Annotated in this window: 22 protein-coding genes; 10 read left to right on the forward strand and 12 right to left on the reverse strand. The window is 71.2% G+C overall.

Annotation, left to right across the window (positions count from 1 at the left end; all coding sequences use genetic code 11):
* Window positions 1-143: 143 nt before the first annotated feature.
* Window positions 144-1,184, reverse strand: coding sequence for an NAD-dependent epimerase/dehydratase family protein (locus QSK21_RS21815; RefSeq protein WP_285698440.1), 1,041 nt, complete (start codon window positions 1,182-1,184; stop codon window positions 144-146).
* A gap of 134 nt (window positions 1,185-1,318) precedes the next feature.
* On the opposite strand from QSK21_RS21815, the gene QSK21_RS21820 reads away from it, so the two are divergent.
* Window positions 1,319-2,683, forward strand: coding sequence for a zinc-dependent metalloprotease (locus tag QSK21_RS21820; protein WP_285698443.1), 1,365 nt, complete (start codon window positions 1,319-1,321; stop codon window positions 2,681-2,683).
* 172 nt (window positions 2,684-2,855) lie between these two features.
* Window positions 2,856-3,419 (forward strand): NUDIX hydrolase, encoded by a 564-nt coding sequence (locus QSK21_RS21825; RefSeq protein ID WP_285698445.1) that lies wholly within the window; start codon window positions 2,856-2,858, stop codon window positions 3,417-3,419.
* Here the strand turns inward: QSK21_RS21825 and QSK21_RS21830 are convergent.
* Together QSK21_RS21830 and QSK21_RS21835 are read right to left on the reverse strand one after the other, a co-directional pair.
* Complete coding sequence (locus tag QSK21_RS21830; RefSeq protein ID WP_285698446.1) at window positions 3,409-4,077, reverse strand: hypothetical protein; 669 nt, start codon at window positions 4,075-4,077, stop codon at window positions 3,409-3,411. The genes QSK21_RS21825 and QSK21_RS21830 overlap by 11 nt on opposite strands.
* Complete coding sequence (locus tag QSK21_RS21835) at window positions 4,074-4,598, reverse strand: M48 metallopeptidase family protein (RefSeq protein WP_285698448.1); 525 nt, start codon at window positions 4,596-4,598, stop codon at window positions 4,074-4,076. The genes QSK21_RS21830 and QSK21_RS21835 overlap by 4 nt, the downstream gene beginning before the upstream one ends.
* A gap of 439 nt (window positions 4,599-5,037) precedes the next feature.
* Between QSK21_RS21835 and QSK21_RS21840 the strand changes: the two genes are divergently transcribed.
* Window positions 5,038-5,409, forward strand: coding sequence for a hypothetical protein (locus tag QSK21_RS21840; protein WP_285698451.1), 372 nt, complete (start codon window positions 5,038-5,040; stop codon window positions 5,407-5,409).
* Between the two features lie 36 nt (window positions 5,410-5,445).
* Here the strand turns inward: QSK21_RS21840 and QSK21_RS21845 are convergent, their stop codons facing one another.
* A complete protein-coding gene (locus QSK21_RS21845; protein WP_285698452.1) occupies window positions 5,446-6,267 on the reverse strand; it encodes an enoyl-CoA hydratase/isomerase family protein in 822 nt (273 codons plus the stop codon).
* 186 nt (window positions 6,268-6,453) lie between these two features.
* On the opposite strand from QSK21_RS21845, the gene QSK21_RS21850 reads away from it, so the two are divergent.
* The gene (locus QSK21_RS21850; protein WP_285698454.1) at window positions 6,454-7,791 is read left to right on the forward strand and encodes an ABC1 kinase family protein; all 1,338 of its coding nucleotides are present in this window, start codon (window positions 6,454-6,456) and stop codon (window positions 7,789-7,791) included.
* A 196-nt stretch (window positions 7,792-7,987) separates the two neighbouring features.
* On the opposite strand, the gene QSK21_RS21855 is transcribed toward QSK21_RS21850, so the two are convergent.
* The 4 genes from QSK21_RS21855 to QSK21_RS21870 all read right to left on the reverse strand — a co-directional run bounded on the left by QSK21_RS21855 (window position 7,988) and on the right by QSK21_RS21870 (window position 13,117).
* The gene (locus tag QSK21_RS21855) at window positions 7,988-8,194 is read right to left on the reverse strand and encodes a hypothetical protein (protein WP_285698457.1); all 207 of its coding nucleotides are present in this window, start codon (window positions 8,192-8,194) and stop codon (window positions 7,988-7,990) included.
* Between the two features lie 101 nt (window positions 8,195-8,295).
* On the reverse strand, window positions 8,296-8,574 hold the full coding sequence (locus QSK21_RS21860) for a WhiB family transcriptional regulator (RefSeq protein ID WP_285698460.1): 279 nt from the start codon (window positions 8,572-8,574) through the stop codon (window positions 8,296-8,298).
* Window positions 8,575-9,334: 760 nt separating this feature from the next.
* Entirely contained in the window at window positions 9,335-10,195 is an 861-nt protein-coding gene (gene tesB / locus QSK21_RS21865; protein WP_285698463.1) for an acyl-CoA thioesterase II, read from the reverse strand.
* 834 nt (window positions 10,196-11,029) lie between these two features.
* Window positions 11,030-13,117 carry an ATP-dependent DNA helicase UvrD2 gene (locus QSK21_RS21870; protein ID WP_285698466.1) on the reverse strand — a complete coding sequence of 696 codons (2,088 nt, stop codon included), beginning with the start codon at window positions 13,115-13,117 and terminating at the stop codon, window positions 11,030-11,032.
* Window positions 13,118-13,348: 231 nt separating this feature from the next.
* On the opposite strand from QSK21_RS21870, the gene QSK21_RS21875 reads away from it, so the two are divergent.
* Complete coding sequence (locus QSK21_RS21875) at window positions 13,349-13,636, forward strand: mycoredoxin (RefSeq protein WP_285698468.1); 288 nt, start codon at window positions 13,349-13,351, stop codon at window positions 13,634-13,636.
* A 14-nt stretch (window positions 13,637-13,650) separates the two neighbouring features.
* Here the strand turns inward: QSK21_RS21875 and nudC are convergent, their stop codons facing one another.
* The 3 genes from nudC to QSK21_RS21890 form a co-directional block, all read right to left on the reverse strand.
* Window positions 13,651-14,589 (reverse strand): NAD(+) diphosphatase, encoded by a 939-nt coding sequence (nudC, locus tag QSK21_RS21880; protein ID WP_285698653.1) that lies wholly within the window; start codon window positions 14,587-14,589, stop codon window positions 13,651-13,653.
* Window positions 14,590-14,674: 85 nt separating this feature from the next.
* Window positions 14,675-16,063, reverse strand: a complete 1,389-nt coding sequence (locus QSK21_RS21885; RefSeq protein ID WP_285698654.1) for a dipeptidase — start codon at window positions 16,061-16,063, stop codon at window positions 14,675-14,677.
* Between the two features lie 63 nt (window positions 16,064-16,126).
* Complete coding sequence (locus QSK21_RS21890) at window positions 16,127-16,537, reverse strand: HIT family protein (RefSeq protein WP_285698470.1); 411 nt, start codon at window positions 16,535-16,537, stop codon at window positions 16,127-16,129.
* Window positions 16,538-16,735: 198 nt separating this feature from the next.
* Here QSK21_RS21890 and QSK21_RS21895 point away from each other — a divergent pair, with 198 nt between their 5' ends.
* Window positions 16,736-16,999, forward strand: coding sequence for a DUF4031 domain-containing protein (locus tag QSK21_RS21895; protein WP_285698473.1), 264 nt, complete (start codon window positions 16,736-16,738; stop codon window positions 16,997-16,999).
* On the opposite strand, the gene QSK21_RS21900 is transcribed toward QSK21_RS21895, so the two are convergent.
* Window positions 16,996-17,634, reverse strand: a complete 639-nt coding sequence (locus QSK21_RS21900; RefSeq protein WP_285698475.1) for an HD domain-containing protein — start codon at window positions 17,632-17,634, stop codon at window positions 16,996-16,998. The genes QSK21_RS21895 and QSK21_RS21900 overlap by 4 nt on opposite strands.
* A 154-nt stretch (window positions 17,635-17,788) precedes the next feature.
* Between QSK21_RS21900 and QSK21_RS21905 the strand changes: the two genes are divergently transcribed.
* The 4 genes from QSK21_RS21905 to QSK21_RS21920 are packed head-to-tail and all read left to right on the forward strand — an operon-like array spanning window position 17,789 to window position 23,212.
* Window positions 17,789-18,991: an ATP-grasp domain-containing protein gene (locus tag QSK21_RS21905; protein ID WP_285698478.1), complete on the forward strand. Its 1,203-nt coding sequence runs from the start codon at window positions 17,789-17,791 to the stop codon at window positions 18,989-18,991.
* Window positions 18,988-20,508: an IucA/IucC family protein gene (locus tag QSK21_RS21910; RefSeq protein ID WP_502871588.1), complete on the forward strand. Its 1,521-nt coding sequence runs from the start codon at window positions 18,988-18,990 to the stop codon at window positions 20,506-20,508. The genes QSK21_RS21905 and QSK21_RS21910 overlap by 4 nt, the downstream gene beginning before the upstream one ends.
* Window positions 20,499-22,121, forward strand: coding sequence for an IucA/IucC family protein (locus tag QSK21_RS21915; protein WP_285698482.1), 1,623 nt, complete (start codon window positions 20,499-20,501; stop codon window positions 22,119-22,121). Before QSK21_RS21910 ends, QSK21_RS21915 begins: the two co-directional genes overlap by 10 nt.
* A 14-nt stretch (window positions 22,122-22,135) precedes the next feature.
* Window positions 22,136-23,212 carry a type III PLP-dependent enzyme gene (locus tag QSK21_RS21920; RefSeq protein ID WP_285698485.1) on the forward strand — a complete coding sequence of 359 codons (1,077 nt, stop codon included), beginning with the start codon at window positions 22,136-22,138 and terminating at the stop codon, window positions 23,210-23,212.
* Window positions 23,213-23,248: the final 36 nt, after the last annotated feature.

The following is a 23,248-nucleotide window of genomic DNA, read 5'->3' on the forward strand; positions in this document are numbered from 1 at the left end:
GCACGATCTGGCGTCAGGACTCACCCGCTCCAGGCGAAGAACCAGTACTCACCCACCGGTGGCTGTCAGGCACCGAGTCTGCCAGCGACCGACCCAGCAACACCCATTAGGCGAGGAGCGCAGCTCGCTGAAGCAATAAACACTCACACGCGCCGGCGCTGGCGGCGTCGGCGGATGGCTGCCGCGGCGCCGATGGCGGCGACGGTGGCTCCGGCGGCGGTGGCCATGGTGGCCTCGCGGCCGCCGACGCGGCGTCCGACGACGGCGTGCCGGCCGGCGGTCTCCTCCAGGAGGACGCGCAGCGCGCCGGCGTTGTCGTGGGCGGGTTTCCAGCCGGCGGCGCGAAGCCTGGCGCAGTCGACCACCCACGGGTAGGCGACGTAGCGCAGGTCGGTCGCGGGCGCCGGGGTCATGCCGAGGCGGTGCAGGCGCTGCGCCATTCCGAAGGTGAGGGCGGCGGGCAGCTCGAAGCCGCGCTTGCCGGTGATCGCGGACACCTCGTCCGCGCCGAGCCAGCCGTCGGAGCCGACGGCGATGGGTCCGGTCAGGCCCTCGGTGACGACCAGTTCGAGGGCGGAGGCCAGGTCCTCGATGTGGCAGAACTGCCAGCCGGGGGTGCTGCCCTTGACCGACAGCAGCCGGGGCGCCTCGAAGTGCCGGGTGATCACGGTGTCCACTCCGGGTCCGACCAGGGCGGCCGGGCGGACGACGGTGACGTCCACGCCGGGGTGGGTCAGGGCGGCGCCGGCGGCCAGTTCCTCGATCTCCACGTAGTCGCCGGCGATGCTGGTGTCGGCCTCGGCGAGCAGCGGGGCGTCCTCCGCGAGGGGGACGGGGTTGTCGGGTCCGGCCCCGTACACCATGGCGCTGGTGACCAGGATCACCCGCCGCACCCGGGCCGCCGCGGCGGCGGTGACCACGGTCTGCGCTCCCCGCACGTTGTGGGTACGGCGCTCGCGCGGGTCCAGTTCGGGGGAGCTGAGAAGGTCCAGGTTGACGATCACGTCCACGTCCGAGAGCCGGTTGGACAGCAGCGGGTCCCGGATGTCGGTCACCCGCCACGTGACGTTCGGTACGTCGCCGCGGTGGTCGTCGATCGCGACGACCTTGCGGATCTCCTCACGCCCGGCGAGCCCGGCGGCCAGCAGCCGGCCCGCGCCGGTGGCCGCGCCGGTGACGGCCACGACCGGGCCTTGTCTACGCCCAGGGCGAACCTTGCCCGTTGCCACGGAGGCGCCCCCTTCCTTGTGTTCGCGACTTGGCCGGGACCGGCTAACGTTGCGGATATGAGCCCATCATGCATCCCAGGGGCGAACCGATGAGCGATACCCCGTTCGGCTTCAACCGTCCCGGCGACGGTGATGACGACAAGGACAAGCCCCAGGATCCATTCAAGGCCATGGGCGGCGACATGCGGCAGTTCGCCGACATGCTCCACCGTTTCGCCGACATGATCGGCAGCCAGGGTGCGCCCGGCGCCGGTGGCGGCCCCCTGAACTGGGATCTGGCCAAGAACATAGCCCGTCACTCGGTGGCGGAGCAGGGCGACCCCTCCGTGGTGGACGCCGAGCGGCGGCAGGTGCAGGAGGCTCTGCGGCTGGCCGACCTGTGGCTGGACGAGGGCACCACCCTGCCCGCGGGCATCCGGAATCCCGAGGCGTGGAGCCGTTCGGAGTGGATCGAGCGGACGCTGCCGGTGTGGTCGAAGGTGTGCGACCCGATCGCGTCCCGCATGGTCGAGTCGATGGGCGGCGCGCTGGGCTCGGGTGAGATCCCGCCGGAGATGCAGGCGATGGCCGGTCCGCTGATCGGCATGGTGAAGCAGATGGCGGGCGCGATGGTGGGCGGCCAGGCCGGGCAGGCGCTGGGCGCGCTGGCCCGCGAGGTGGTCGGCTCGTCCGACGTGGGCCTGCCGCTGGCGCCGGACGGTGTGGGCGCGCTGCTGCCCGCCGGTGTGGAGGCGTTCGGCGAGGGCCTGGAGCTGTCCGAGGACGAGGTGCGGCTCTACCTGGCGCTGCGGGAGGCCGCGCACCAGAGGCTGTTCGCGCACGTGCCGTGGCTGCGGTCCCACCTGCTGGGAGCGGTGGAGGACTACGCCCGCGGTATCACGGTGGACCTGTCCGGTATCGAGCGGGCGATCCAGGGCCTGGATCTCAGCAATCCCGAGGCGATCCAGCAGGCGCTCGGCAACGAGCTCCAGTTGACGCCCGAGGAGACCCCGCAGCAGAAGGCCGCGCTGATCCGACTGGAGACCACGCTGGCGCTGGTCGAGGGCTGGGTCGACACGGTCGTCAACGAGGTGGCCCGTGACCGGCTGCCGGGTTCGGTGAAGCTGGCCGAGGCGGTGCGGCGGCGCCGCGCCACCGGCGGCCCCGCCGAGCGGACGTTCGCGACGCTGGTGGGCTTGGAGCTGCGGCCGCGGCGGCTGCGTGAGGCGGGCGCGCTGTGGCGTTCGCTCACCGAGCTGCGCGGCGTGCAGGGCCGTGACGCCGTCTGGGGCCACCCGGACCTGCTGCCGGACGCCGAGGACCTGAACAATCCCGAAGGCTTCCTGCACGGCAAGGACGAGATCGAGGGGCTGTCCGATCTGGACATCTCCGCGCTCACCGAGCAGCGGGACGAGGACCAGGATCGGGAGCAGGGTGACGAGCCCGGCGGTGACGGCCCGGAGCCCCGCGCGTGAGGTCGCGGGCGGGTTACTCGCGCGTTCCCGGCTGCCGTTTCGAGCCGGCCACCGCGTCCGCGCTGTTCAGGCGGGAGGTGGCGGGGGCCGGGCTGTGCTGGCAGCGTCCAAGTGACCAGGAGCGGCGCCGCATGCACCGGGCGGCCTCCCACTACCCGAGGGTCCGCCGCGTATGACCTCTGGCTCGTCCCTGTACGCGGACATCGTCAACGTCCTGACCGAATGGCGGGCGCCCTCCCCTGACCAGGAGCGCCTGCGCCAGGACTATCTGCGCCATCTGGAGGAGCATCCGGACGGCATTTGGCGCGAGTGCGTCCCGGGGCACATCACGGCCAGCACACTCGTCGTGGATGACGCGCGCGCGAACGTCCTGCTGACCCTGCACAGCAAGATCGGGGCATGGTTGCAGCTGGGCGGTCACTGCGAGCCCGAGGACGCGACCCTGGCCGACGCGGCGTTGCGGGAGGCGACCGAGGAGTCGGGCATCGAGGGGCTGCGGCTCCATCCCTTCCCGGTGCAGCTCGACCGGCACCGGGTGCGCTGCCATCCGGAAGGGTCGTGGCATCTGGACGTGGAGTTCGTGGCGCTGGCCCCGCCGGGCGCGGTGCCCGCGATCAGCGACGAGTCCGACGATCTGCGCTGGTTCCCGGTGGACGCCCTTCCCGACCCGGGCGACGATGTCGTCCGGCGCCTGGCCGGTCACGTCCGCGATCTGACGGGCCGCCTCACGAGCTGAGCGGGTGGCCTTCCAGCAGGGCCCGGGTGTTCTCCCAGCCTTCCAGGCCGGGGTCGAGGACGCCGAGGTCGGCGCGCGTCCGCAACCGGTGCCAGGCGGGGCCCTGCGGCACCTGTCCCGGACGTGGCGCGGCGGCGCGGAGGCGGGCGAGCGCGTCGGGCGTGTCGAGATCGACGTCAGCGAGGGCGGCGTCCAGCCAGGGGGGCAGCGGGAGCCGCGCGGCCAGGGCCACCAGCCCGTCCGGGCCGCCGGGTCCGCGGGCCTGGCAGGCGGACGCGGGCGCGGAGCCCAGGGCGCGGAACAGCTTGCCGATCAGCAGCGGCGGGAGGTCGGGGGCGTCCCCGGCCAGTAGCACGGCCTCCTCCGCGCCCAGCGCGCCCAGGGCGGCGAAGGCCGCGGCGAGACCGCGTTCCCGGACGATCGGGGTGCCCGGCCAGGTGATCGCCTCGGCGTCGGGCTGGTCCGGAGGGTCCAGGACGAGGGCGGGCGTGACCAGGTCGAGCCCGGCCGCGACCTCGTAGGTGTCCTCCAGCAGGGCGAGCCGGAACTCCTCGGGATCGATCCCGGGAGGGCTCGGAGGACCCCCTGAGGACGGGTCCGCGGAAGGCCGCCTCGGGGAGGACAGGACTGCGACGAAACGGGTGGTGCCGACGGTCACCCGGCGACCCCGTGGCGGTATTCGGGAGGCAGGTCGTCGCCCGCGTCCCCGGCCGCCATCTCCCCCTCCATGGGGAGGTGGGCCGCGGCGGCGACGCCTTCGAGATAGCCGCGGGCCCGCTCGGCCTTGGGGTAGTTGCCCACCAGCTTCCAGAAGTCCGCCCCGTGCCCCGGGACGATCAGGTGGGCCAGCTCGTGGACCAGCACGTAGTCGACCACCCACGGCGGCATGCCGCGCAGCCGGGTGGAGAGCCTGATGGTGCCGTCGTCCGGCGTGCACGAGCCCCAGCGGGTGCGCTGGTTGCCCACCCAACGCACGCTCACGGGCATGGCGCGTCCGCCGAGGTGGCGCCGGGACAGCTCGCGCGCCCTGGCCTCCAGATCGGCGTCGGACGGCCGGCGACGGCGTTCCCGCTCCTCAAGCCGCTCGAGGATGGTCGCGATCCACTGCTCCTCCTCGGCCTTGCTCAGCCGGGAGGGGAGCATCACGACGACCTTGTCCCCATCGCGATACGCGGACACCGTCCGCCGGCGTCGGTTGCTACGGCGGACCTCTACGTTAGGGGGCACGCCAGAACCGTACCTAAAAATTTGCTTCCTCCACAGGGGGTGTTGGGAGTTTTTGCAGGTCAACCCCATTGTTTTCCACCGTCCCCAGAGAGTTTCCACAGAGTCTTCGCACGGTTTCCACACCAACACCCCGACCCGTCCCCAGGGATCTCCACACGCTGTCCACAACCCCGCGTTGACCGTGGCGGCGGCCGCTTCTACCGTCGATGTCAAGACGGCTCCGCGCCGTCGGGTACCGCCTCGAAAGGGGAAGGGAGGCGGTTCCGGCGGCCCGGGGCCTGTTCGCTTTACCCGGCGCTTGCGCGGGTATGGACCCGGACCGTCGGGCCTGGACCGTCGAGCCGGCACGCGCGTCCGTGCCGGGAGACAGCGTCCGCGCCGGGAGACAGGGGTGATCGAGGTGGCTGGGCAACGGCGGCGGGCGAGCGGCACGGGTGCCGAGACCGCACCGGAGATCCTGGAGACACCGGACGGGCGGCGGCTGGGCACGCCGCCCCGGTCCGTGGGGTCCCAGGCGGGCGGCGGGATCGCCGGGGCGGTGGCGGGCGGCGTCGCGAGCCGGGCGCTGCGGCCGGTGGCGCGCCGCGTGGCCCGGCGGTACGGGGTGCCCGCCGACGCCCTGGTGCGCGGCATCGACATCGCCGTCCCGATCGTGCTGTCGGTGGCGATGAGCCGTCTGGCCAGGCGCCGCGCCCGCGCCAGGGCGGGCATGATCGCCACCGGCGGGTTCTCGGACGAGCCGCCGGGCCCCGTCCCGCTCTGACGTGCCTCTCGGCCCTCCGCTCCGGCGAGCCGGGCGCTATTCGCCGGTGAAGACGGGGCGGCGCTTCTCGCGCTGGGCGGTCAGCCCCTCCACCATGTCCTTCGAGGCCATCGTGATCGGCTGGGCGAGGGACTCCCAGCGCAGCGCCGACTCCAGGTCCGGGTGGCCGCCGTTGGACAGCGCCACCTTGGTGAGCCGGGTCGCGATGGGCGCCTGGGCGGCGATCCGGGCGGCCACGTCCAGCGCCTCCTGGAGCACCAGCTCGCGCGGCACCGCCCGGTTGACCAGCCCGTAGGACTCGGCCTGGGAGCCGGTGACGGACCGTCCGGTGAACAGCAGCTCGCGGGCCAGCGGCAGGCCCGCCACCTCGGGCAGCAGCCACGTCGTGGCCATGCCGGGGTGCAGCCCGAGCGAGGTGAACGGGACGGCGAGCTTGGCGTCGGCGGCCGCGTACCGGAGGTCGCAGGCCAGCGCGAGGGAGAGGCCCGCGCCGATCGCGTGCCCGTTGACGGCGGCGATGGTGGGCACCTCCAGCGTGCGGATCCCCAGCCAGGTCCGGTAGAACTCCAGCATCCGGTCGCGCAGCGCGGGGACGGCGACGGCGTTGGCGTCCGCCAGCCAGGACAGGTTCCCGCCCGAGGTGAAGGCGCTGCCGGCGCCGGTGACGACGACGCAGCGCAGTTTGTCGTCGGCGCGCAGGCCGGCGATCGCCTCCTTCCAGGCGGCGGTCATCTCGTCGGACATGGCGTTGCGCCGGTCGGGATCGTTGAGGGTGATGACGGCGACCCCGTCCGGTCGGCGTTCCAGCAGCAGGACGGGGGCGGCCTCGGGGGATGGCGTGGACGACTCGTGCGGCATGGCCCGCACGCTACCGTGCGCCCGTACGGGAGCCCGTACCACACTGCCCGGCAGGCCCGCCAGCGAGGTGAGAAAGCGCACACTTACCGGGTTGCCGCAGGTCGGGCGGGTGCGGTGAGACAACATCGGAAGGTTGTTTCGCACGCGTATGGCGAGAACGGCGACCGATCGCCGACAATGGTCGTCGTGAGCGATCTCCCCCGCCGCGCCGTGACGCGGTCAGCGAAGCTGGCGTCCCTCCCCCTCGGTTTCGCCGGGCGTACGGCACTCGGCGTGGGCAAGCGCACCTTCGGCCGCTCCGCCGAGGCGGTGGCCATGGAGATCCAGCAGCGCACCGCCGAGCAGTTGTTCACGGTGCTGGGCGAGCTCAAGGGCGGGGCGATGAAGCTCGGCCAGATGCTGTCGATCTTCGAGGCCGCGCTGCCGCCGGAGATCGCCGGCCCCTACCGGGCCACCCTCACCAGGCTCCAGGAGGCCGCGCCGCCGCTGCCGGCCGCCGTCGTCCACCGCGTGCTGGCCGAGGGGCTCGGCGAGGACTGGCGCGACCGCTTCACCTCGTTCGAGGACGAGCCCTCCGCCGCCGCGTCCATCGGCCAGGTGCACCGCGCGGTCTGGGCGGACGGCCGCGAGGTCGCGGTCAAGGTCCAGTACCCGGGCGCGGGCAAGGCCCTGGTCAGCGACTTCAACCAGCTCGCTCGGCTGGCCAGGCTGTTCGCCGTGCTGATGCCCGGCCTGGACGTCAAGTCGGTGCTGGCCGAGCTGAAGGAGCGGGTGGCCGAGGAGCTCGACTACACCGTCGAGGCCGCCTCGCAGACCGCGTTCCGGGAGGGGTTCCCGCCCGGCGACCCCGACTTCGTCATCCCCGAGGTGGTGGCCCAGTCCGGCGACGTGCTGGTCACCGAGTGGATCGACGGGACCCCGCTGTCGAAGATCATCAGCTCCGGCGACCAGGACGAGCGCGACCACGCCGCCCTGCTGTACTGCCGGTTCCTGCTGTCGGGGCCCAAACGCGCCGGGCTGCTGCACGGCGACCCGCACCCCGGCAACTTCCGGATCATGGCGGACGGGCGGCTGGGCGTGCTGGACTTCGGCGCCGTCGACCGGATCCCCGAGGACTTCCAGCACCGGATGGGGCGGCTGCTGCGGATCGGCACCATGGCCGACATCGACGAGATCGAGGACGCGCTGCGCAACGAGGACTTCATCCGCGAGGGCGTGGAGATCGACGCCGAGGCGTTGCAGTCCTTCCTGGCACCGATCACCGAGCCGTTCGTCACCGACTCGTTCAAGTTCTCCCGCGAGTGGCTGCGGGACATGGCGGCGCGGGTGACCGATCTGCGTCCCACCAACGTCGTCCGCCAGCTCAACCTGCCGCCGGAGTACGTGATCGTCCACCGCGTCCTGTCGGCGGGCACGGGCGTGCTGTGCCAGCTCGAATGCGAGATCCCCGCCCGCGCCGAGTCGCTGCGCTGGGTGCCCGGTTTCGCCGAGGACGAGCCGGCCGACCGACCGCCGTCGCGGTGACCGGCCCGTGACGCGATGGGGCCCCGCGCGCTGGTGAGACGCGCGGGGCCCGGTGTGGTCGCGTGCCCGGCGAGGGGGTCGCCGGGCACGCGCCCGGATGCCCGCCGGGAGGCCGCTCGCCCGCCAAACCATCCAAGAAGAGCGGGGCGGCCTGCTACCGCGCGGGACTCATGGTCGTGTCGTGTCGGACGTCGGGCTAACGGACGTGCCGGGTCATGTACTGAGCGGCCGTCACGTTGTACTGGACGGGGGCCGAGGTCGGAGCGAGCAGGACGCGCCTGACGCGGGCGCTCCGCGTCCTGGCGTCCCGGCGGGCTCGCCGCAGCACGCGCACGCGCTGCGCCAGCCCCTCTTCGGATTCCGGAATCCGGCCCCTGAACAGGTCATGGCCGAGCAAGGTCATGTCGTGGTCTCCGGTGGCCCGGGGGCGCGGCCCCTGTGCGGGGACCGCGCCCCCGGTTTCCCTACTGTCGGTCGTCGGTACGACGGTGGCCATCGAGGGCCTCACACGCCCACTTCGTCGGGGAGCGGGTTCTTACGCGGACGTCCACGCGGACGCTTGCGCGGCACGATCACGCCGCGGACGAACAGCTCCCCGCCCCAGACGCCCCAGGGCTCCTTGCGCTCGAGAGCGCCGGCGAGGCATTCCTTACGGAGCGGGCACTCCAGGCACAGGGCCTTGGCGAGCTCGACGTCGGCGGGAGCCTCGGCGAAGAAGAGCTCCGGGTCGGTACGGCACGGAAGCGTGAGGTCCTCCTCGCTTACTGCGAGAGCCCCCTGCATCACAGTCACCCTTGTTCCTCTCGTTGGTTCGCAACGGATGTGTCGGTGGGTCTTCCGGGCAAAGAAAGAGGCCGCGGATCCGGTGTCGGGATCCGCGGCCTGGGGGCTTTCCGGCGTAAATCTAAACCGGTCGCCTCCAGGAGTACGGACCCGAGTCGCCCTTCACGGAAGTGGCGTCCACGTGGGCCGTGGCCGGAGCGATAAGCGCGTCGTCCTCCAGGTTCATGAAGACACTGCGCCCCAGCTCACGCTGGACTGGCCGCTGGCCACGCGAGACACACTGGTCCCGCCGGACGCGCAGATCGCGCGGTGCCGGGCCGGACGGGCCGGCCTCGTACCGCTGCGCGGGCCACATGGCGTCGCCGTCGCCATACCTGGCCAAGCCGATCATGAGCGTGCTGCCAGGGCGGGCGGCGGCGGTCCAGCTCGCGGCCGATTCGGGCGTCACAGTGCTCACCGGGCTGCACACCACCTTCCTGGCTACTCGTGGCCTGCCGACGGATCCATGATCCACACGGCCGGACCGGCTGAATGCTCGCATCGAGCGTACGGGGACTTCCGCAAACCAATCAAGGTATTTTTGACCTGCGGTTTTGTGGGCGAGTTCACCCCTTGCGAGCCGAACCCGCGCCCCGTGGCGCGCGTCCAATACAAGGATGGCAGCGCCATGAAGGCGGCGCCTCCTCCCGGGGAACGAGTTCCGCTCGATATTTGCCCCACGGGAAATACCGTCCGGCATACACCCGGGTATCCGGATCGGTCAGTCCTTGGTGCGGATGAGCCCTTCCTGCATGACCGAGACCACGAGATCGCCCGACCGGGTGAAGACCTGACCGCGGGCGAGGCCGCGCGCGCCGCCCGCGAACGGGGTGTCCTGGTAGTAGAGCAGCCATTCGTCGGCGCGGAACGGCCGGTGGAACCACATCGCGTGGTCGAGGCTGGCACCCATCGTCCGCCGGTCGCCCCATGCCAGCCCATGGTTGAGCAGGACGGTGTCGAGCAGCGTCAGGTCGGAGGCGTACGTCATCAGGCAGACATGCAGCAGCGGGTCGTCGGGCAGCTCGCCGTCCACCCTGAGCCACACCTTGGACTCGGGCGTGGTTAGGGACGGGTCCTTGGCCGCCTCCCAGGTGAGCGGCGTGGCGTGCCGGACGTCGAAGGGACGCTGGTGGACGAACTCGGCGGCCCCGGTCTCGCCGAAGATCGGCCTGAGCCGTTCCAGGGACGTGGGCAGCGTCTCGGGCGGGGCGACCTCGGGCATCGCCGCCTGGTGCGACGGCCCGTCCTCGACGATCTGGAAGGAGGCCGACATGACGAAGATCGCCTTCCCCTGCTGGATCGCCGTCACGCGCCGGGTCGTGAACGACCGCCCGTCCCGCACCCGGTCGACCGTGTACACGATCGGGACGAGCGGGTCCCCGGGGCGGATGAAGTAGGCGTGCAGCGAGTGCACGGGCCGGTTCACCGGCACCGTCCGGCCGGCCGCCACCAGCGCCTGACCCGCGACCTGACCGCCGAAGACCCGCTGGCGCCGCTCCTCGGGGCTACGCCCCCGAAAGATCTCATGCTCGATCTGCTCAAGATCGAGGAGATCAAGCAGCGCCTTCAATGACTCGTTCACGGCCGCCAGTCTCCCAAACCCCAACCCCACCCACACCCCACCCCCTCAACAGCGCGCCGCAGCCCCTCAACCCAACGCACCGCAATCCCTCAACCCATGGCCAACGCCCCCGCCCGGCCTACCGCCACCCCGGCCCAGCGCGCCGCAACCTCAAACCGGCGTGACGCGGCGCCCTAGCCCAGGCCACCACGGCCTCAGCTCGGGGCGCTGCGGCCCATCAGCCTGGCCAGACGCAGCCTCTCAGCACGGGGCGCTGCGGCTTCCGGCCGACGCCCCCCAACGGCCAGCTTGAAGCACCACGGCCCCTTAACGCGGTGTGCTGCGGCCCCCAGCCCGACAAGCACCACAACCACCCAGCCCGGCGCACCAGGACCCCGGCCCGACGTAACGCGACGCCCTCACCTGGCCACCACGGCCCCAGCTCAGGACGCCGCGGCCCCCGACCAGCGCACCACAGCGCCCAGCTTGAAGCACCACGGCCCCTTAACGCGGTGTGCTGCGGCCCCCAGCCCGACAAGCACCACAACCACCCAGCCCGGCGCACCAGGACCCCGGCCCGACGTAACGCGACGCCCTCACCTGGCCACCACGGCCCCAGCTCGGGGCGCCGCGGCCCCTCAGCCTGGCGGGACGCAGCCTCTCAGCACGGGGCGCTGCGGCTCCTTAACGCGGTGTGCTGTGGACGCCAGCTCGACAAGCGGCACAACCTTCCGGTCCGGCGCACCATGACCCCGGCCAACCCTTTAGCTCGGCGCTACGCAGCCTTCCAACCCTGGCGTGACGTGGTCCCTCGGGTTGGCGTGGTGTGGGCTTTGGGGTTGGTGGCTGTGGTTTTCAGTTCGGGGTGTCTCCTGTGCAGAGGGCTAGGACAGGCTTGGCGTAGCGGTCCAGTTTGACTTTGCCTACTCCTGGGATCGCGGCCAGGTCTTCGAGGGTCTCGGGGGAGCGTTCGGCTATGGCCTGGAGGGTGGCGTCGGTGAAGACGACATAGGCGGGGATCCTCTGTTCGGCTGCCACCTTGGCGCGCCACTCCTTGAGGGCCACCAGCAGCTCTTCGTTGAGCTGGGCGGGGCAGTCCTCGCAGCGCCCCAGTTTGCGTTCGATGGCGGCGGTGAGGGGACGGCCGCACACCCGGCAGGGCTGCGGCCCTCTCGTGGTGCGGCGCTGCGCGCGTTCGGCGCGGGCGGGCGTCGGGGTCGTGGTCATGGGCGCGAGGCCGTACAGGAAACGGGACGGACGGCGCCGCCTGGAGCCGCCCGGCGAACGCGACAGCGCCCAGGAGAGGGCGACATGCTCCCGGGCCCGGGTGATGCCCACGTAGAGCAGGCGGCGCTCCTCCTCGATCTGATCGGGCGTCTCGGCGTAGACGATCGGGAGGGTGCCCTCGACCAGGCCGACCAGGAAGACCGCGTCCCACTCCAGGCCCTTGGCGGCGTGCAGCGAGGCCAGCGTGACGCCCTCAAGCGGCGGGGCGTGCTGGGCGGCGGCGCGTTCCGCCAGTTCGGCGACGAACTCGGGGAGGCCGGCGCTCGGGTCGTCGGCGGCGATGTCCTCGGCGAGCTGGGCCAGCGCGGCCAGCGACTCCCAGCGGGAGCGGACCGCGCCCGTCCCCTCGGGCGGCCGGTCGGTGAAGCCCGCGCCGGACAGGACGTGCCGGACGGTGGCGATCAGCCCGGTGCCGTCGGTCTCGGCGTCGGCGCCGGCGCGGGCGGCGCCGCGCAGCCGGATCACCGCCTCGCGCACCTCGGGGCGCTCGAAGAACCGTTCGGCGCCGCGCAGCACGTACGGGACGCCCGCGGCGGCCAGCGCCGACTCGTACGCCTCGGACTGGGCGTTGATCCGGTAGAGGATCGCGATCTCGCGCGCCGGCACGCCCTCCTCGATCAGCTTGCGGGCCCGGCGCGCCACGTCGTCGGCCTCGGCGACCTCGTCGTCGTACTCGGCGAACACCGGTTCGGGGCCGTCCGGGCGCTGCGCCACCAGCTCCAGGACATGCCGCCCCGCCGCGCCGCCGGTGGCCTGGCCGATGACGCCGTTGGCGAGCGCGACGACCTGGGGCGTGGAACGGTAGTCGCGGACCAGCTTCACCACCTTGGCGCCGGGGTGCTCGCGGGTGAAGCCGAGCAGGTAGGACGGGCTCGCCCCGGTGAAGGAGTAGATCGTCTGGTTGGGGTCGCCGACCACGCACAGGTCGTCGCGGTCGCCGAGCCAGGCGTCCAGCAGCAGCTTCTGCAGCGGGTTGACGTCCTGGAACTCGTCCACGACGAAGTACCGGTACTGCTCGCGGACCTGCGCGGCGACCTCACGGTGCTCGGTGAGCACGGCGACGGTCAGCTCCAGCATGCTCTCGAAGTCGAGCAGGTTGCGCTCGCGGCGCAGCGTCTCGTACATCGTGTAGATCCGGGCCACGTCGCCCACGTCGGCGGGCAGCTTGCGGGCGGCGGTGGCGACCGCGCCCGCGTAGTCCTCGGGACGGTGCTGGGTCACCTTGGCCCATTCGATCTCGGCCGCGATGTCGCGCAGCTCGCTGCGGCCGAAGGCCAGCCGGCAGGCGCGGGCCGCGTCCGCCACGAGTCCGATCTTGGATTCGATGATCTTGGGTGGCTCGCCGCCCACCACCCGTGGCCAGAAGTAGGACAACTGCCGCAGCGCCGCCGCGTGGAAGGTGCGGGCCTGGACGCCGGGGGCGCCGAGCCGGTGCAGCCGCGCCCGCAGCTCCCCCGCGGCCCGGTTGGTGAAGGTCACCGCCAGCACCCGCTGCGGCGCCACCACGCCCGTGAGCACGGCGTACGCGATGCGGTGGGTGATCGCCCTGGTCTTGCCGGTGCCCGCGCCCGCCAGCACGCACACCGGGCCCTGCACGGCCTCCGCCACCGCCCGCTGCTCCGGGTCCAGACCCGCCAGAACGCCCTCAGCCAGCATCCCCCCATCCTGGCAGCCCCCGGGGACGGGACGGGCACCCGCCCGCATCTGTGGATAACCTCGTCCGCGGAATGCGGGACGGCGGCAGGCTGTTGACGCAATCGCCCGGGAGTCCACATCCGGACATCCGGCCAGGCACCTCACACGAATCGCAGACATCACCACCCGACGGCAACGCCCGTACGGGGACGGCCCCTCGCGGGGACCGCGCACGAAGGAGACGACTCGCCGATGGCCACGCCCACTCCGGACCAGGCGACCGGGCCCACGGGCCCGCTCACCATGTACACCACCACCTGGTGCGGCTTCTGCCGGCGGCTGAAGAGCCAGCTGGCCAGGGACGGCATCGAGATGGTGGAGATCGACATCGAGCGCGACCCCGCGGCGGCGGAGTTCGTGATGAGCGTCAACGGCGGCAACCAGGTGGTCCCCACGGTGGTCGTCGACACCCCGGAGGCCGGGAGGCACGTGCTGACCAACCCCAGCGCCAAGGAGGTCAAGCGCCTCCTGGGCGTCTGACCGGTCCGGGGGCGCTAGAACGGCGGCATGTCGGGCAGCGGCCCCCCGTACCAGCGGACGATGAGCTGGGCGGCGATGGAGAGCGGCCCGGGCGACACCACCCGGCCGCTCTCGATCGCCTCCTTCAGCTCATCACGCGTGTACCAGGCCGCGTCCAGAATCTCCTCGGGATCGGGACGCATCTCCTGGGAGCCCTCGGCACGGGCGAAGAAGCCCAGCATGAGGCTCTGCGGCATCGGCCACGGCTGGCTTCCCATGTAACGGATGTCGCTCACCGTGATGCCGACCTCTTCGCGTACCTCGCGGACGACGGCCTGCTCCAGGGACTCCCCGGGCTCGACGAATCCGGCCAGGATGGAGCGCCGGTTCTCGGGCCAGCTCGGGCCGCGCGCCAGCAGGACGCGGTCGTGCTCGTCCCGGACGAGCATGATGACCGCAGGGTCGATACGGGGGAACTGCTCGGATCCGTCGGACGGGCACACGCGCACGTGCCCCGCCGCCGTGAGCTCGTTGGCCTTCCCGCAGCGCGGGCAGTACTGGTTGGACGCGTGCCAGTGTTCCAGGGCGACCGCGTGGGTCATCAGGCCGGAATCCCGGTCTCCCAGGATGGCTCCTACGCGACGCAGGCTGGCCGGCTCGGCGCCTTGGATGGAGGGCAGCGGTGCCTGTACGGCGAAGTAGGCCACGCCTTCGTCGTCGACTCCAAGGAGGTAGCGGTCGCCTTCGGGAGCGTCACCGGATGAGGTGAAGACCAGCCCGGGTCTCGGGTCGTAGGTGACGAGCGCGCGCCCGCTCTGGACGGCGAAGACCCGGGTACGCGGGTCCGCCCAGGCCGACGCCACCCATTCCTCGTCACGGCGGTGCTCGGCCACCCTGTCCAGGGTGCCGCGGGCCAGCGCAAGCCACTCCAGCGTCGACTCAGTGAGCGGCTCGGCGGGAACCCTTGCCTCGATGTCAGTCAACGGCTCTCCTCCTGCCCGGCCCTTCGTACGGCCCCTTGTACGGCCCCTTGTACGGCCCTCCGCCCGGCCCGGCCGGTCACTCCGGCCGCAGGGCGGTGGCCATCTCGTCCCACAAGTAGGCGGACACCTCCGCCCCCTTGAGGAGGAGGGGCATCTCGACCTTCTCGTTCGGAGCGTGAATGCGGTCGCTGTTCAGGCCCACCGCTACGAACACCAAAGGGGCTTCCAATATGTCCGCCAGGTCGGCCTCGGGTCCGCTGCCTCCCTCCCGGGTGAACAGCACCTCCTTGCCGAAGGCCCGTTCCATGGCGCGCTTGGCCGCGCGCACCCCCGCCGAATCGATGGGCGAGAAGCACGGGCGTACGTTGCCGGCCAAGGTGGTGACCTCGGCGCGTATGCCGGGTGGGGTGTGCCGCTCCACCCACGTACGGAACGACTCCTGCACCTTGACCGGGTCCTGTCCGGCGACGAGCCGGAAGGAGAGCTTGGCATGCGCCTCGCGCGGGACGATCGTCTTGTGGCCGGGGCCCGTGTGGCCGCCCCACATGCCGTTGATCTCGGCGGTCGGGCGCGCCCAGATCCGCTCCAGGGTGGTGAAGCCCTTCTCCCCGTACGCGACGCGGCTGTTCCCAGCGGTGCGCAGCCATTGGGCCTCATCGAACGGGAGCCGGGCGAACAGTTCCCGCTCCTCGTCCGTGAGCGGGACGACATCGTCGTAGAACCCGGGCAGGGTCACCCGGCCGTCGGCGTCGTGCAGGGCCGCCAGAAGCGTCGCCATGGCGTGCAGAGGGTTGGGGACGGCCCCGCCGAACGAACCCGAGTGCAGGTCGGTGTCCGGCCCGTACAGCGCCACCTCCACCTCGCTGAGGCCGCGCATGCCCGTGCACATGGACGGGACGTCCTCGGACCACATCGTCGTGTCACTGATGACGATGGCGTCGCAGGCGAGCCGCTTGCGCTGGGCGCGCAGCAGCTCGGGGAAATGCACCGAGCCCGATTCCTCCTCGCCCTCCACCAGAAGCTTGATGGTCACAGGGGGCGCGGTCGCGCCGGACGCGGTGAGCCCGGCCCTGATACCCAGGGTGTGGAAGAGCACCTGTCCCTTGTCGTCGGACGCACCGCGCCCTATGAGGCGGTCCCCCTTCTCCAAGGGGGTGAAGGGGTCGGTCTCCCACTCGTCGAGCGGTTCGACCGGCTGGACGTCGTGATGCCCGTAGACGAGCACGGCCGGGGCATCCGGGTCCGCCGCGGGCCACTCCGCGAACACCGAGGGGAGCCCGGCCGTCTCCCACACCTCGACCGTGGGGAACCCCGTCTCCCGCAGGTGGGAGGCGAGCCACTCGGCCGAGCGCCGTACGTCCGGGTGGCGGGCCGGGTCGGCGGAGATGGAGGGGATGGCCAGCCACTCCTTGAGATCGGCGAAGAACCGCTCCTTGCCGGCCGTGATGTATTCGCGAACGTCCATGGGCATTGCTCGATCCTAATGACTGTGGACCTCGCCGCCGCGTTCGGCATGAACTCCGAGGATCTACCTCGCCGCGGCCACCAGCTCCAACGTCTGTTCGAGCTCCTGCTCCGAAGCCGGCTGAGAACTCCACATCAGCCGCAGATCGTCACCATGCCAGCGCGGGACCACGTGCGTGTGAAAGTGGAAGACCTCCTGCCAGGCGGCCTCGCCAGTGGAGTGCACGATGTTCACCCCGTCTGGGGCGAACGCCGCCTTCACCAGAGCGGAGACTCGATGCACCATCCCGGCGACATGCGCATGGGTCTCCTCGGAGATCGCCCACACGTCCGGCGTATGCTCGCGCGGGACGACCAGGGTATGTCCCCGCGAGGCCGGGGCGATGTCGAGGAACGCCACGGTGTGCTCGTCCTCAAGGACACGGTAGGAGGGCAGCCGACCGGCAACAATCGCGCAAAAGGTGCAGTCGTTCACCCACCCGATGATCGCACCCAGCCCTCCCCCGAGCTAGGCGCCGCCTGCCAGGCCGCTGACGACCTCGCCTCAAGCCGCCGGCAACGCCCTCCACCAGCATCCCGACGCCCAGAGCATCCTCAGCTTCCCCTGGAGACTTGCGGGGAGAGGCGCCACAGGCATAGGACTTGACCCGGCGAAGCAGGAACGGGAGGCGCCTTGATCCTGATTGACCCGCCGCTGTGGCCCTCGCGGGGGCGCCTGTGGTCGCACATGGTCAGCGATGTGTCGTTCGAGGAACTACACACGTTCGCGGCCGATCTGGGGATGCCCACCAGGGCGTTCGAGCGGGACCACTACGACGTGCCCTCGGAGTTGTACGGGGCCGCGGTGAGCTTGGGTGCGAAGGAGGTCGGCTGCCAGGAACTGGTGCGCAGGCTGACCCAGGCGGGGTTACGCCGCCCCAAATTCGCCCGCGCCTAGCGTTGCGGGGACGTGTCCTGAGGCGGTGTGGCCTTGAGCAGGGTCAACTCGGTGTCGAGGTTGTGGCGCGCCCGGTCCTCGAAGCGTTCGCTGGCAGGCGGGGTGTGGAAGAGGGTGGGAAGGGCGAGGAGCCCGCTCAGGACTTCTGCGCGTCCGGCCCGGTAGATCTCCTCGGGGACGAAGGCGTACTCCTCCCGTACGGCCGCCGCGTACGCGGCGTACCGCTCAGGGTCCGAGCCCAGGATCGCCAGGTCGGCGTCGCTCAGGACCTGTCCGTTGCGGTCGTCCGGGGCGGGCGCGTGCGTCTCGGTGAGCCTTACCAGCCGCGCGACCTCGCTGACGGTGTCCGTCGGAAGGTCGGTGTCGGCGAGCATCCGTTCCGCCAGGCGTGCGCTGCGTTCCTCGTTGTCGGCACGTTGGGGGTCGTAGACCGCGTCGTGGAACCAGGCCGCCAGCCGTACGGTGTCGGGCGCGTCCGCGTACGCCGACAGTTCGTCCACAAGGTCCAGGACGGCGGTGAGGTGCTCGCGCGTGTGGTAGCGGCGATGCTCCTCCCCGTAACGCGCGTCCAGGTCGGCGCCGATGCGCCGTGTTCGAGGACCGGCCAGCGCGACCCAGCGCTCCACTAACTCCATGACCCCATCCTCTCGGATGCCCGCGCGCTCCGCTCACGGAGGGGCGAGACACGCGCGGCGCCTTCCTTGCAAGGGAATCGTGGCGCCGTCACTATGGTGCCTTCCTTCGGTTAGGCAAGCCTTACCTCATTACAGGAAGGTGGCCGTGGGCTCCGTGCTTCCCTCCGTGCCTCCCTCGTCGGCCCCACCCGTCCTGGCGCTCGTCGCAGGGAAGGTCACCGACTCGGTGACCTCCGGGTTCCTGCCCGCCGCCGGACGGCTGGCCACGGCCCGCGGTCTGGCGGTCGCGCTGCTGACCGACCGGCCGGAGGAGCACGGGAAGACGTCCGACGGTCCCGTGATCCCCTGCGACGTGACCGACTTCCGCGAGATCATCGCCCGTGTCGCGGACCTGCCGGGCGAGCCCGCGGCGCTGTTCTCCAACAGCGACTTCCTCCAGGCGCCCACCGCACTCGCCGCGTCCTATCTGGGACTGCCCGGCAAGGATTGGAAGGCGGCCACCCGCACCAAGAACAAGGCCCTCATGCGGCGCCATCTCCAGCGGATCGACCCGGTCTTCTCCTCGCCCGCGGAGGACGTGCCCGAGGACGCCCCGTATCCGCTCGTCCTCAAGCCACGCGAAGGGGTGGCCAGCGAGGACGTCTTTCTCGTACGGGACGCCACCGAGCTTGCCGCCCGCCGCGAAGAGGTCAAGGCACGGCGCTCCGACCCACTGGTGGTCGAGGAGTACCTTCCGGGCGAGCTGCACACCCTGGAAACGCTCGGAGACGGGCACGAGCTGCGCGTACTCGGCTCCTTCCACACGAAGGTGTCGCCTCCGCCGCATTTCATCGAGGAACGCCTTGAGTGGACCCCGCCTCCCCCCGGGACCGACCAGGTTCTCTCGCAACTGAAGGCGCTGGGGGTGGGTTTCGGGGCGTGCCATACGGAGTTCGTGGTTCACGAGGGCCGGGCACGGTTGATCGAGGTCAACTACCGGCTCATCGGAGACCACTGTGACTTCCTCATGGCCGACCTACTGAACATCCCCCTCTTCGACTGGATACTCCGCGTCCACATGGGCGAGCGCCTGCCGCCTCTTGAGGCGTCGCACGAAAGCCTGGGACGCCATGCCGTCGCCGATGTCGTCCTTGCCACACGCGATGGCGTCCTCACCGCCGCGCCCGAAGCGGTCGACCTGACCGACGGGGCCGTCCGCTTGTCGTACCGCCCCCAGCGCCCGGTCGGCGAACGCATCGCGCTGACACACACCAATCGCGACTACCTCGGAACGATCCGCGCCATCGGCCCCTCGGCCACCGAGGTGGAGGCGGCGATCGCCCGCTTCCGGGCCTCCAACACCTGGACGATCTCGTGACCGAGGCCGCACTCGCCGCACGGGTGCTGGACGCCCTGCTGCGCGAGGACTACGCGGGGCTGCGCCGGTTCGTCCAGGGACGCACGCTCGACCTGCCAGGGCGGCGTGTGCGCCTCAGGACAGGCGATGGGTTCATGGCCGAGGTGTCGGTGGACCCCGCCCAAGGGCTGCGGCTTGACGATGTGTTCGCCGCCGTCCGATCCCTGGCCGACCCCAGCGACGACGTGGCCGCCTTCGAGCGCGAGTGCAGGGAGACCTTGGCGACCGTCCGGCTCCAAGAGGCGTCCCTGGATGAGGTTCTGCGCCGGATGGCCCGCGTTCCGGATGAGGCGCGCCGTGGCCCCGGCACCTACTACGAAACGCTCGCCGCCTACACCGACCACCCCGTCCACCCGATGGGACGGTGCAGGATCGGCTTGAACGCGGAGGAGCTGAGGAACCACGCCCCCGAGTTCGCACCCGTTTTCCAACTGCGCTGGGCCGCCGTACCCCCGGATCGGGTGACCGCCCACGGCGTACGGCCCGACTGGTGGCAGGACGACGACCTCTTCCCCGTCCACCCCTTGACCGTGCCTCACCTGGACGGGATGACAGGGGTGACACTCGCCGCCGAGCCGTATCTCAGCGTCTCTCCCACGCTTTCCATGCGTACCGTCGCCGTGGACGCGTCCACGCACCTGAAGATGCCCCTGCCCACAAGCACGCTGGGTCTGCGCAACAAGAGGACGATCGTCCCGCGTACGTTGCACGACGGCGCCCTGGCCGAACGGCTTCTGCGCCGCGTCCTGGACGAGGAGCCGAAGCTGCCCATCCTGCTCGCTGACGAGCAGACCTACGGGCACGCCGGCTCCCCCTGGCTCACCTACCTCGTACGGCGATTCCCAGCCGAGACGGCCGGCGCGCATGTCATCCCGGTCGCGGGCCTGCTGGCGCCCTCTCCCCAAGGGGGGTGCGTCATCGAGCAATGGGACGTGCCCGGCCTCTTCGGTGCGTACCTGGACGCACTGCTGGCATGGAACGTCGCCCTCTTCAGGCGCGGGATCGCCTTGGAAGCCCATCAGCAGAACGTGTCGCTCGTCCTGGACGGCCACGATCTCAAGCTGCTCATCAAGGACTACGACGGAACGCTCTTCCTCGGCGAGGACGGGCTCGCCCAGGGCGCCGACGAGGCGTTCCTCGATCCCCGGATGGTGACGCCGGACCGCGAGGCTTTGGCCCGCGTCTTCGTCACCATCACCCTCCATCTGTGCGCCGCCGCGCCCGCCTTCGGGCTGGCCGAGCGGGGACTGCTGCCGCTGCGGACCGGCCTGGCGATGATCCGGGAACGGCTCGACGCGGCGCTCGGGCCGCGTGACGCCTTCCTGCGCGCACGCACCCTGGACGCCGGAACGCTGCCGACCAAGGCGATGGTCACCGCCGGGACCCTGGTCGACAAGGCGCGCACCGGATCCGCCGACATCAACAAGCACTATGGCCCGCCGGGGCCCAACTACCTACGGGACGACACGTGTTGCTGACACGACCGGCTCTCACCGCCGACGACGCCACCGCCACCGCGCTGCTGAACTGCCTCGTCCGCGAGGTGTGCGCACCCGAGCATCAGGTACGGGTGGACGGCGGGCGCCTCGTCGTCCGGCTCCCCCGCGTCGGCGTCACGCTGCGCGCAGGGTTGGCCAGGCCCCCGTCCGGTCCCACGTACCGCCTCGTTGCCCCCTTCGAGGAGCACCGTGACGGCTCGTGGATGGCCGCGGGCTGGGATCGCCTGGCCGACCTTGTGGCGGGCGAACTGGAGTTGTGCACCGGGCAGGCGAACCCGGAGTTCCTCACACAGGTGCGGGACAGCCATACAGCCTTGGCCGCGATCCTGGCCGCACGAGCGGAGCCGACGCGTTCCGGCTCGCACCCGTTGGACCGCTACCTGGAATCCGAGCAATCCCTGCTGTCGGGCCACCGTTTCCATCCCTCGCCCAAGGCCCGCCAAGGCGACCCCGCCGAATGGATGCGATACGCACCAGAGGTTAGGGCGCGGTTCCATCCCCGTTGGCTCGCCGTACGTGAGGACGTCCTCGTCCAGGAGGGTGACGGTTCCGCCTTCGCAAGGCTCGACGGCCTTGGCCCGGGCGCCCCATCCGGATTCCGGCTGCTGCCCGCTCACCCCTGGCAGCTCGCCCTCCTCAGCGACCGTCCCGCCCTTCGCCAGGCCCTCGGAACAGGGCTCATCGTCGACCTCGGCCCGGCCGCGCCCGAGGTCGTCCCCACATCGTCGGTGCGTACCGCCTACGTCCCGGACGCGGACGTGTTCTGCAAGTTCAGCCTGGACATCCGCATCACCAACTGCGTCCGCAAGAACGCCTGGTACGAACTGGCTGGTGCGGTCGCCCTCAACAAGCTCGTCCAGCCCGTCTTCGCCGCTCTGGACGATTGCACGTTCCTGGCCGAACCCGCGTACCGCAGCGTCGCCCTGGCCGACCGCAGGCTCCACGAAGGGCTCGGTGTGATCCTGCGCCAAGGTGTAGGCGCCCTCAACGGAACCCCCCTCCTGGCCGCCGCCCTCGCCGACCCGTACGGCACCACCCTCGCCACGCTGCCTGCCCTCGCCACCCCGGAAGGCGCCCTCGCTTGGTGGGACGCCTACGTACGGCACGTCGCACGCCCTGCGCTGCGCGCCTATCTGGAACACGGCATCGTCCTAGAGGCGCACCTGCAGAACGTCCTGGTCGTGGTGGACGACGAGGGCATGCCCGTGGAAACGGCCTTCCGTGACCTGGAGGGCACCAAGCTCACCCCCGCCTGGCACGAACGGATCGCCGACCTCCCTGCCCGCGTCCGCGAGTCCCTCACCTACGACCAGAACCGCGCCTGGAACCGGGTCGTGTACTGCCTGCTGGTCAACCACCTGACGGAGATAGCCGCCGCCGTGGCCGACCTCCACCCCGACCTGGACCAAGACCTGTGGTTCGCCGCCCGTCCCCACTTCGCCTCCTGCGGCGACCACCCTCAGCTTCGCGCCCTGCTGGCGGGCGTCCCCTTCCCGGCCAAGGCCAACCTGCGCGCACGATGGTCGCGCAGCGCGGACCGCACGGCCACCTACGTCCCGGTGCCCAACCCCTTCGCCGGAGTCTGCGGATGACCCCCCATGACTACATGAGGGACCTCACCCGGTTCCCCGCCTACGTGTACGACCTGAACGGACTGCGCGAGCACGTCGCGTCCATCCGAAGCGCCCTCGGGCCGGAACTCTTCTACGCCGCCAAAGCCAACCCCGACCCGGCCATACTCCGCGCACTCGCCCCCCATGTGGACGGCATCGAGGTCGCCTCCGGAGGCGAGCTGGCTCACGTACGGCGAACCCTCCCCAACGCACGCCTGGCCTTCGGCGGCCCCGGAAAGACCGACGAGGAACTGTCCCTGGCCCTGGACCTGGGAGTCGAACGCATCCACGTGGAAAGCCCACACGAGCTCGCCCGCCTCGCAGCCAAGGGCCGCCCCGCCCACGTCCTCCTCCGCGCCAACCTCAGGCTGCCCACGACCGGTGCCGCCCTCCAAATGCGCGGCGCCTTCGGCATGGACGAACAAGCCCTCACCGCGTGCGCCCGTAGCCTCGCGAGCAGCAGTCCCCACCTCACCCTGCACGGCATCCACGCCCACCTGGCCTCCGGCCTGGACGCCACCGCCATGCTCGACCTGGCACGGCACATCATCGACTGGGCGATCCCCTGGTTGGAGACGCACAACGTCGAGTCCCCGGAAATCAACCTCGGGGGCGGCATGGCGGTCGACTACACCGACCCCGAGACCCGTTTCGACTGGAGGACCTACGCCGCCGGGCTACCGGACGTGCCCGCGAAACTCCGCATAGAACCAGGCCGTGCCCTGACCGCCTACCACGGCTGGTACGTGACCGACGTGCTCGATGTGAAGACCACGCACGGCGAGACCTATGTCGTTCTGCGCGGCGGCACCCAGCACCTCCGCACCCCCGTGACGAAGGGCCACGACCAACCCTTCACGGTCCTGACCCGCACAGGGGAAACCCGAGCGGCGACCCTGGTCGGGCAGCTCTGCACACCCAAAGACGTCTTCGCCACCGACGTGCCGGTCCCCGCGGACCTGCGCCCAGGGGACCTCATCGCCTTCGCCATGGCGGGCGCCTACGCCTGGAACATCTCCCACCACGACTTCCTGATGCACCCCCGGCCTGACTTCCACTACCTGGAGTGAGCCCTCCCGGAAAGACCGGAGCGCCCGGCGGTGCAT

It is taken from the genome of Actinomadura sp. NBRC 104412, from assembly GCF_030269515.1.
Taxonomy (GTDB): Bacteria; Actinomycetota; Actinomycetes; order Streptosporangiales; family Streptosporangiaceae; genus Spirillospora.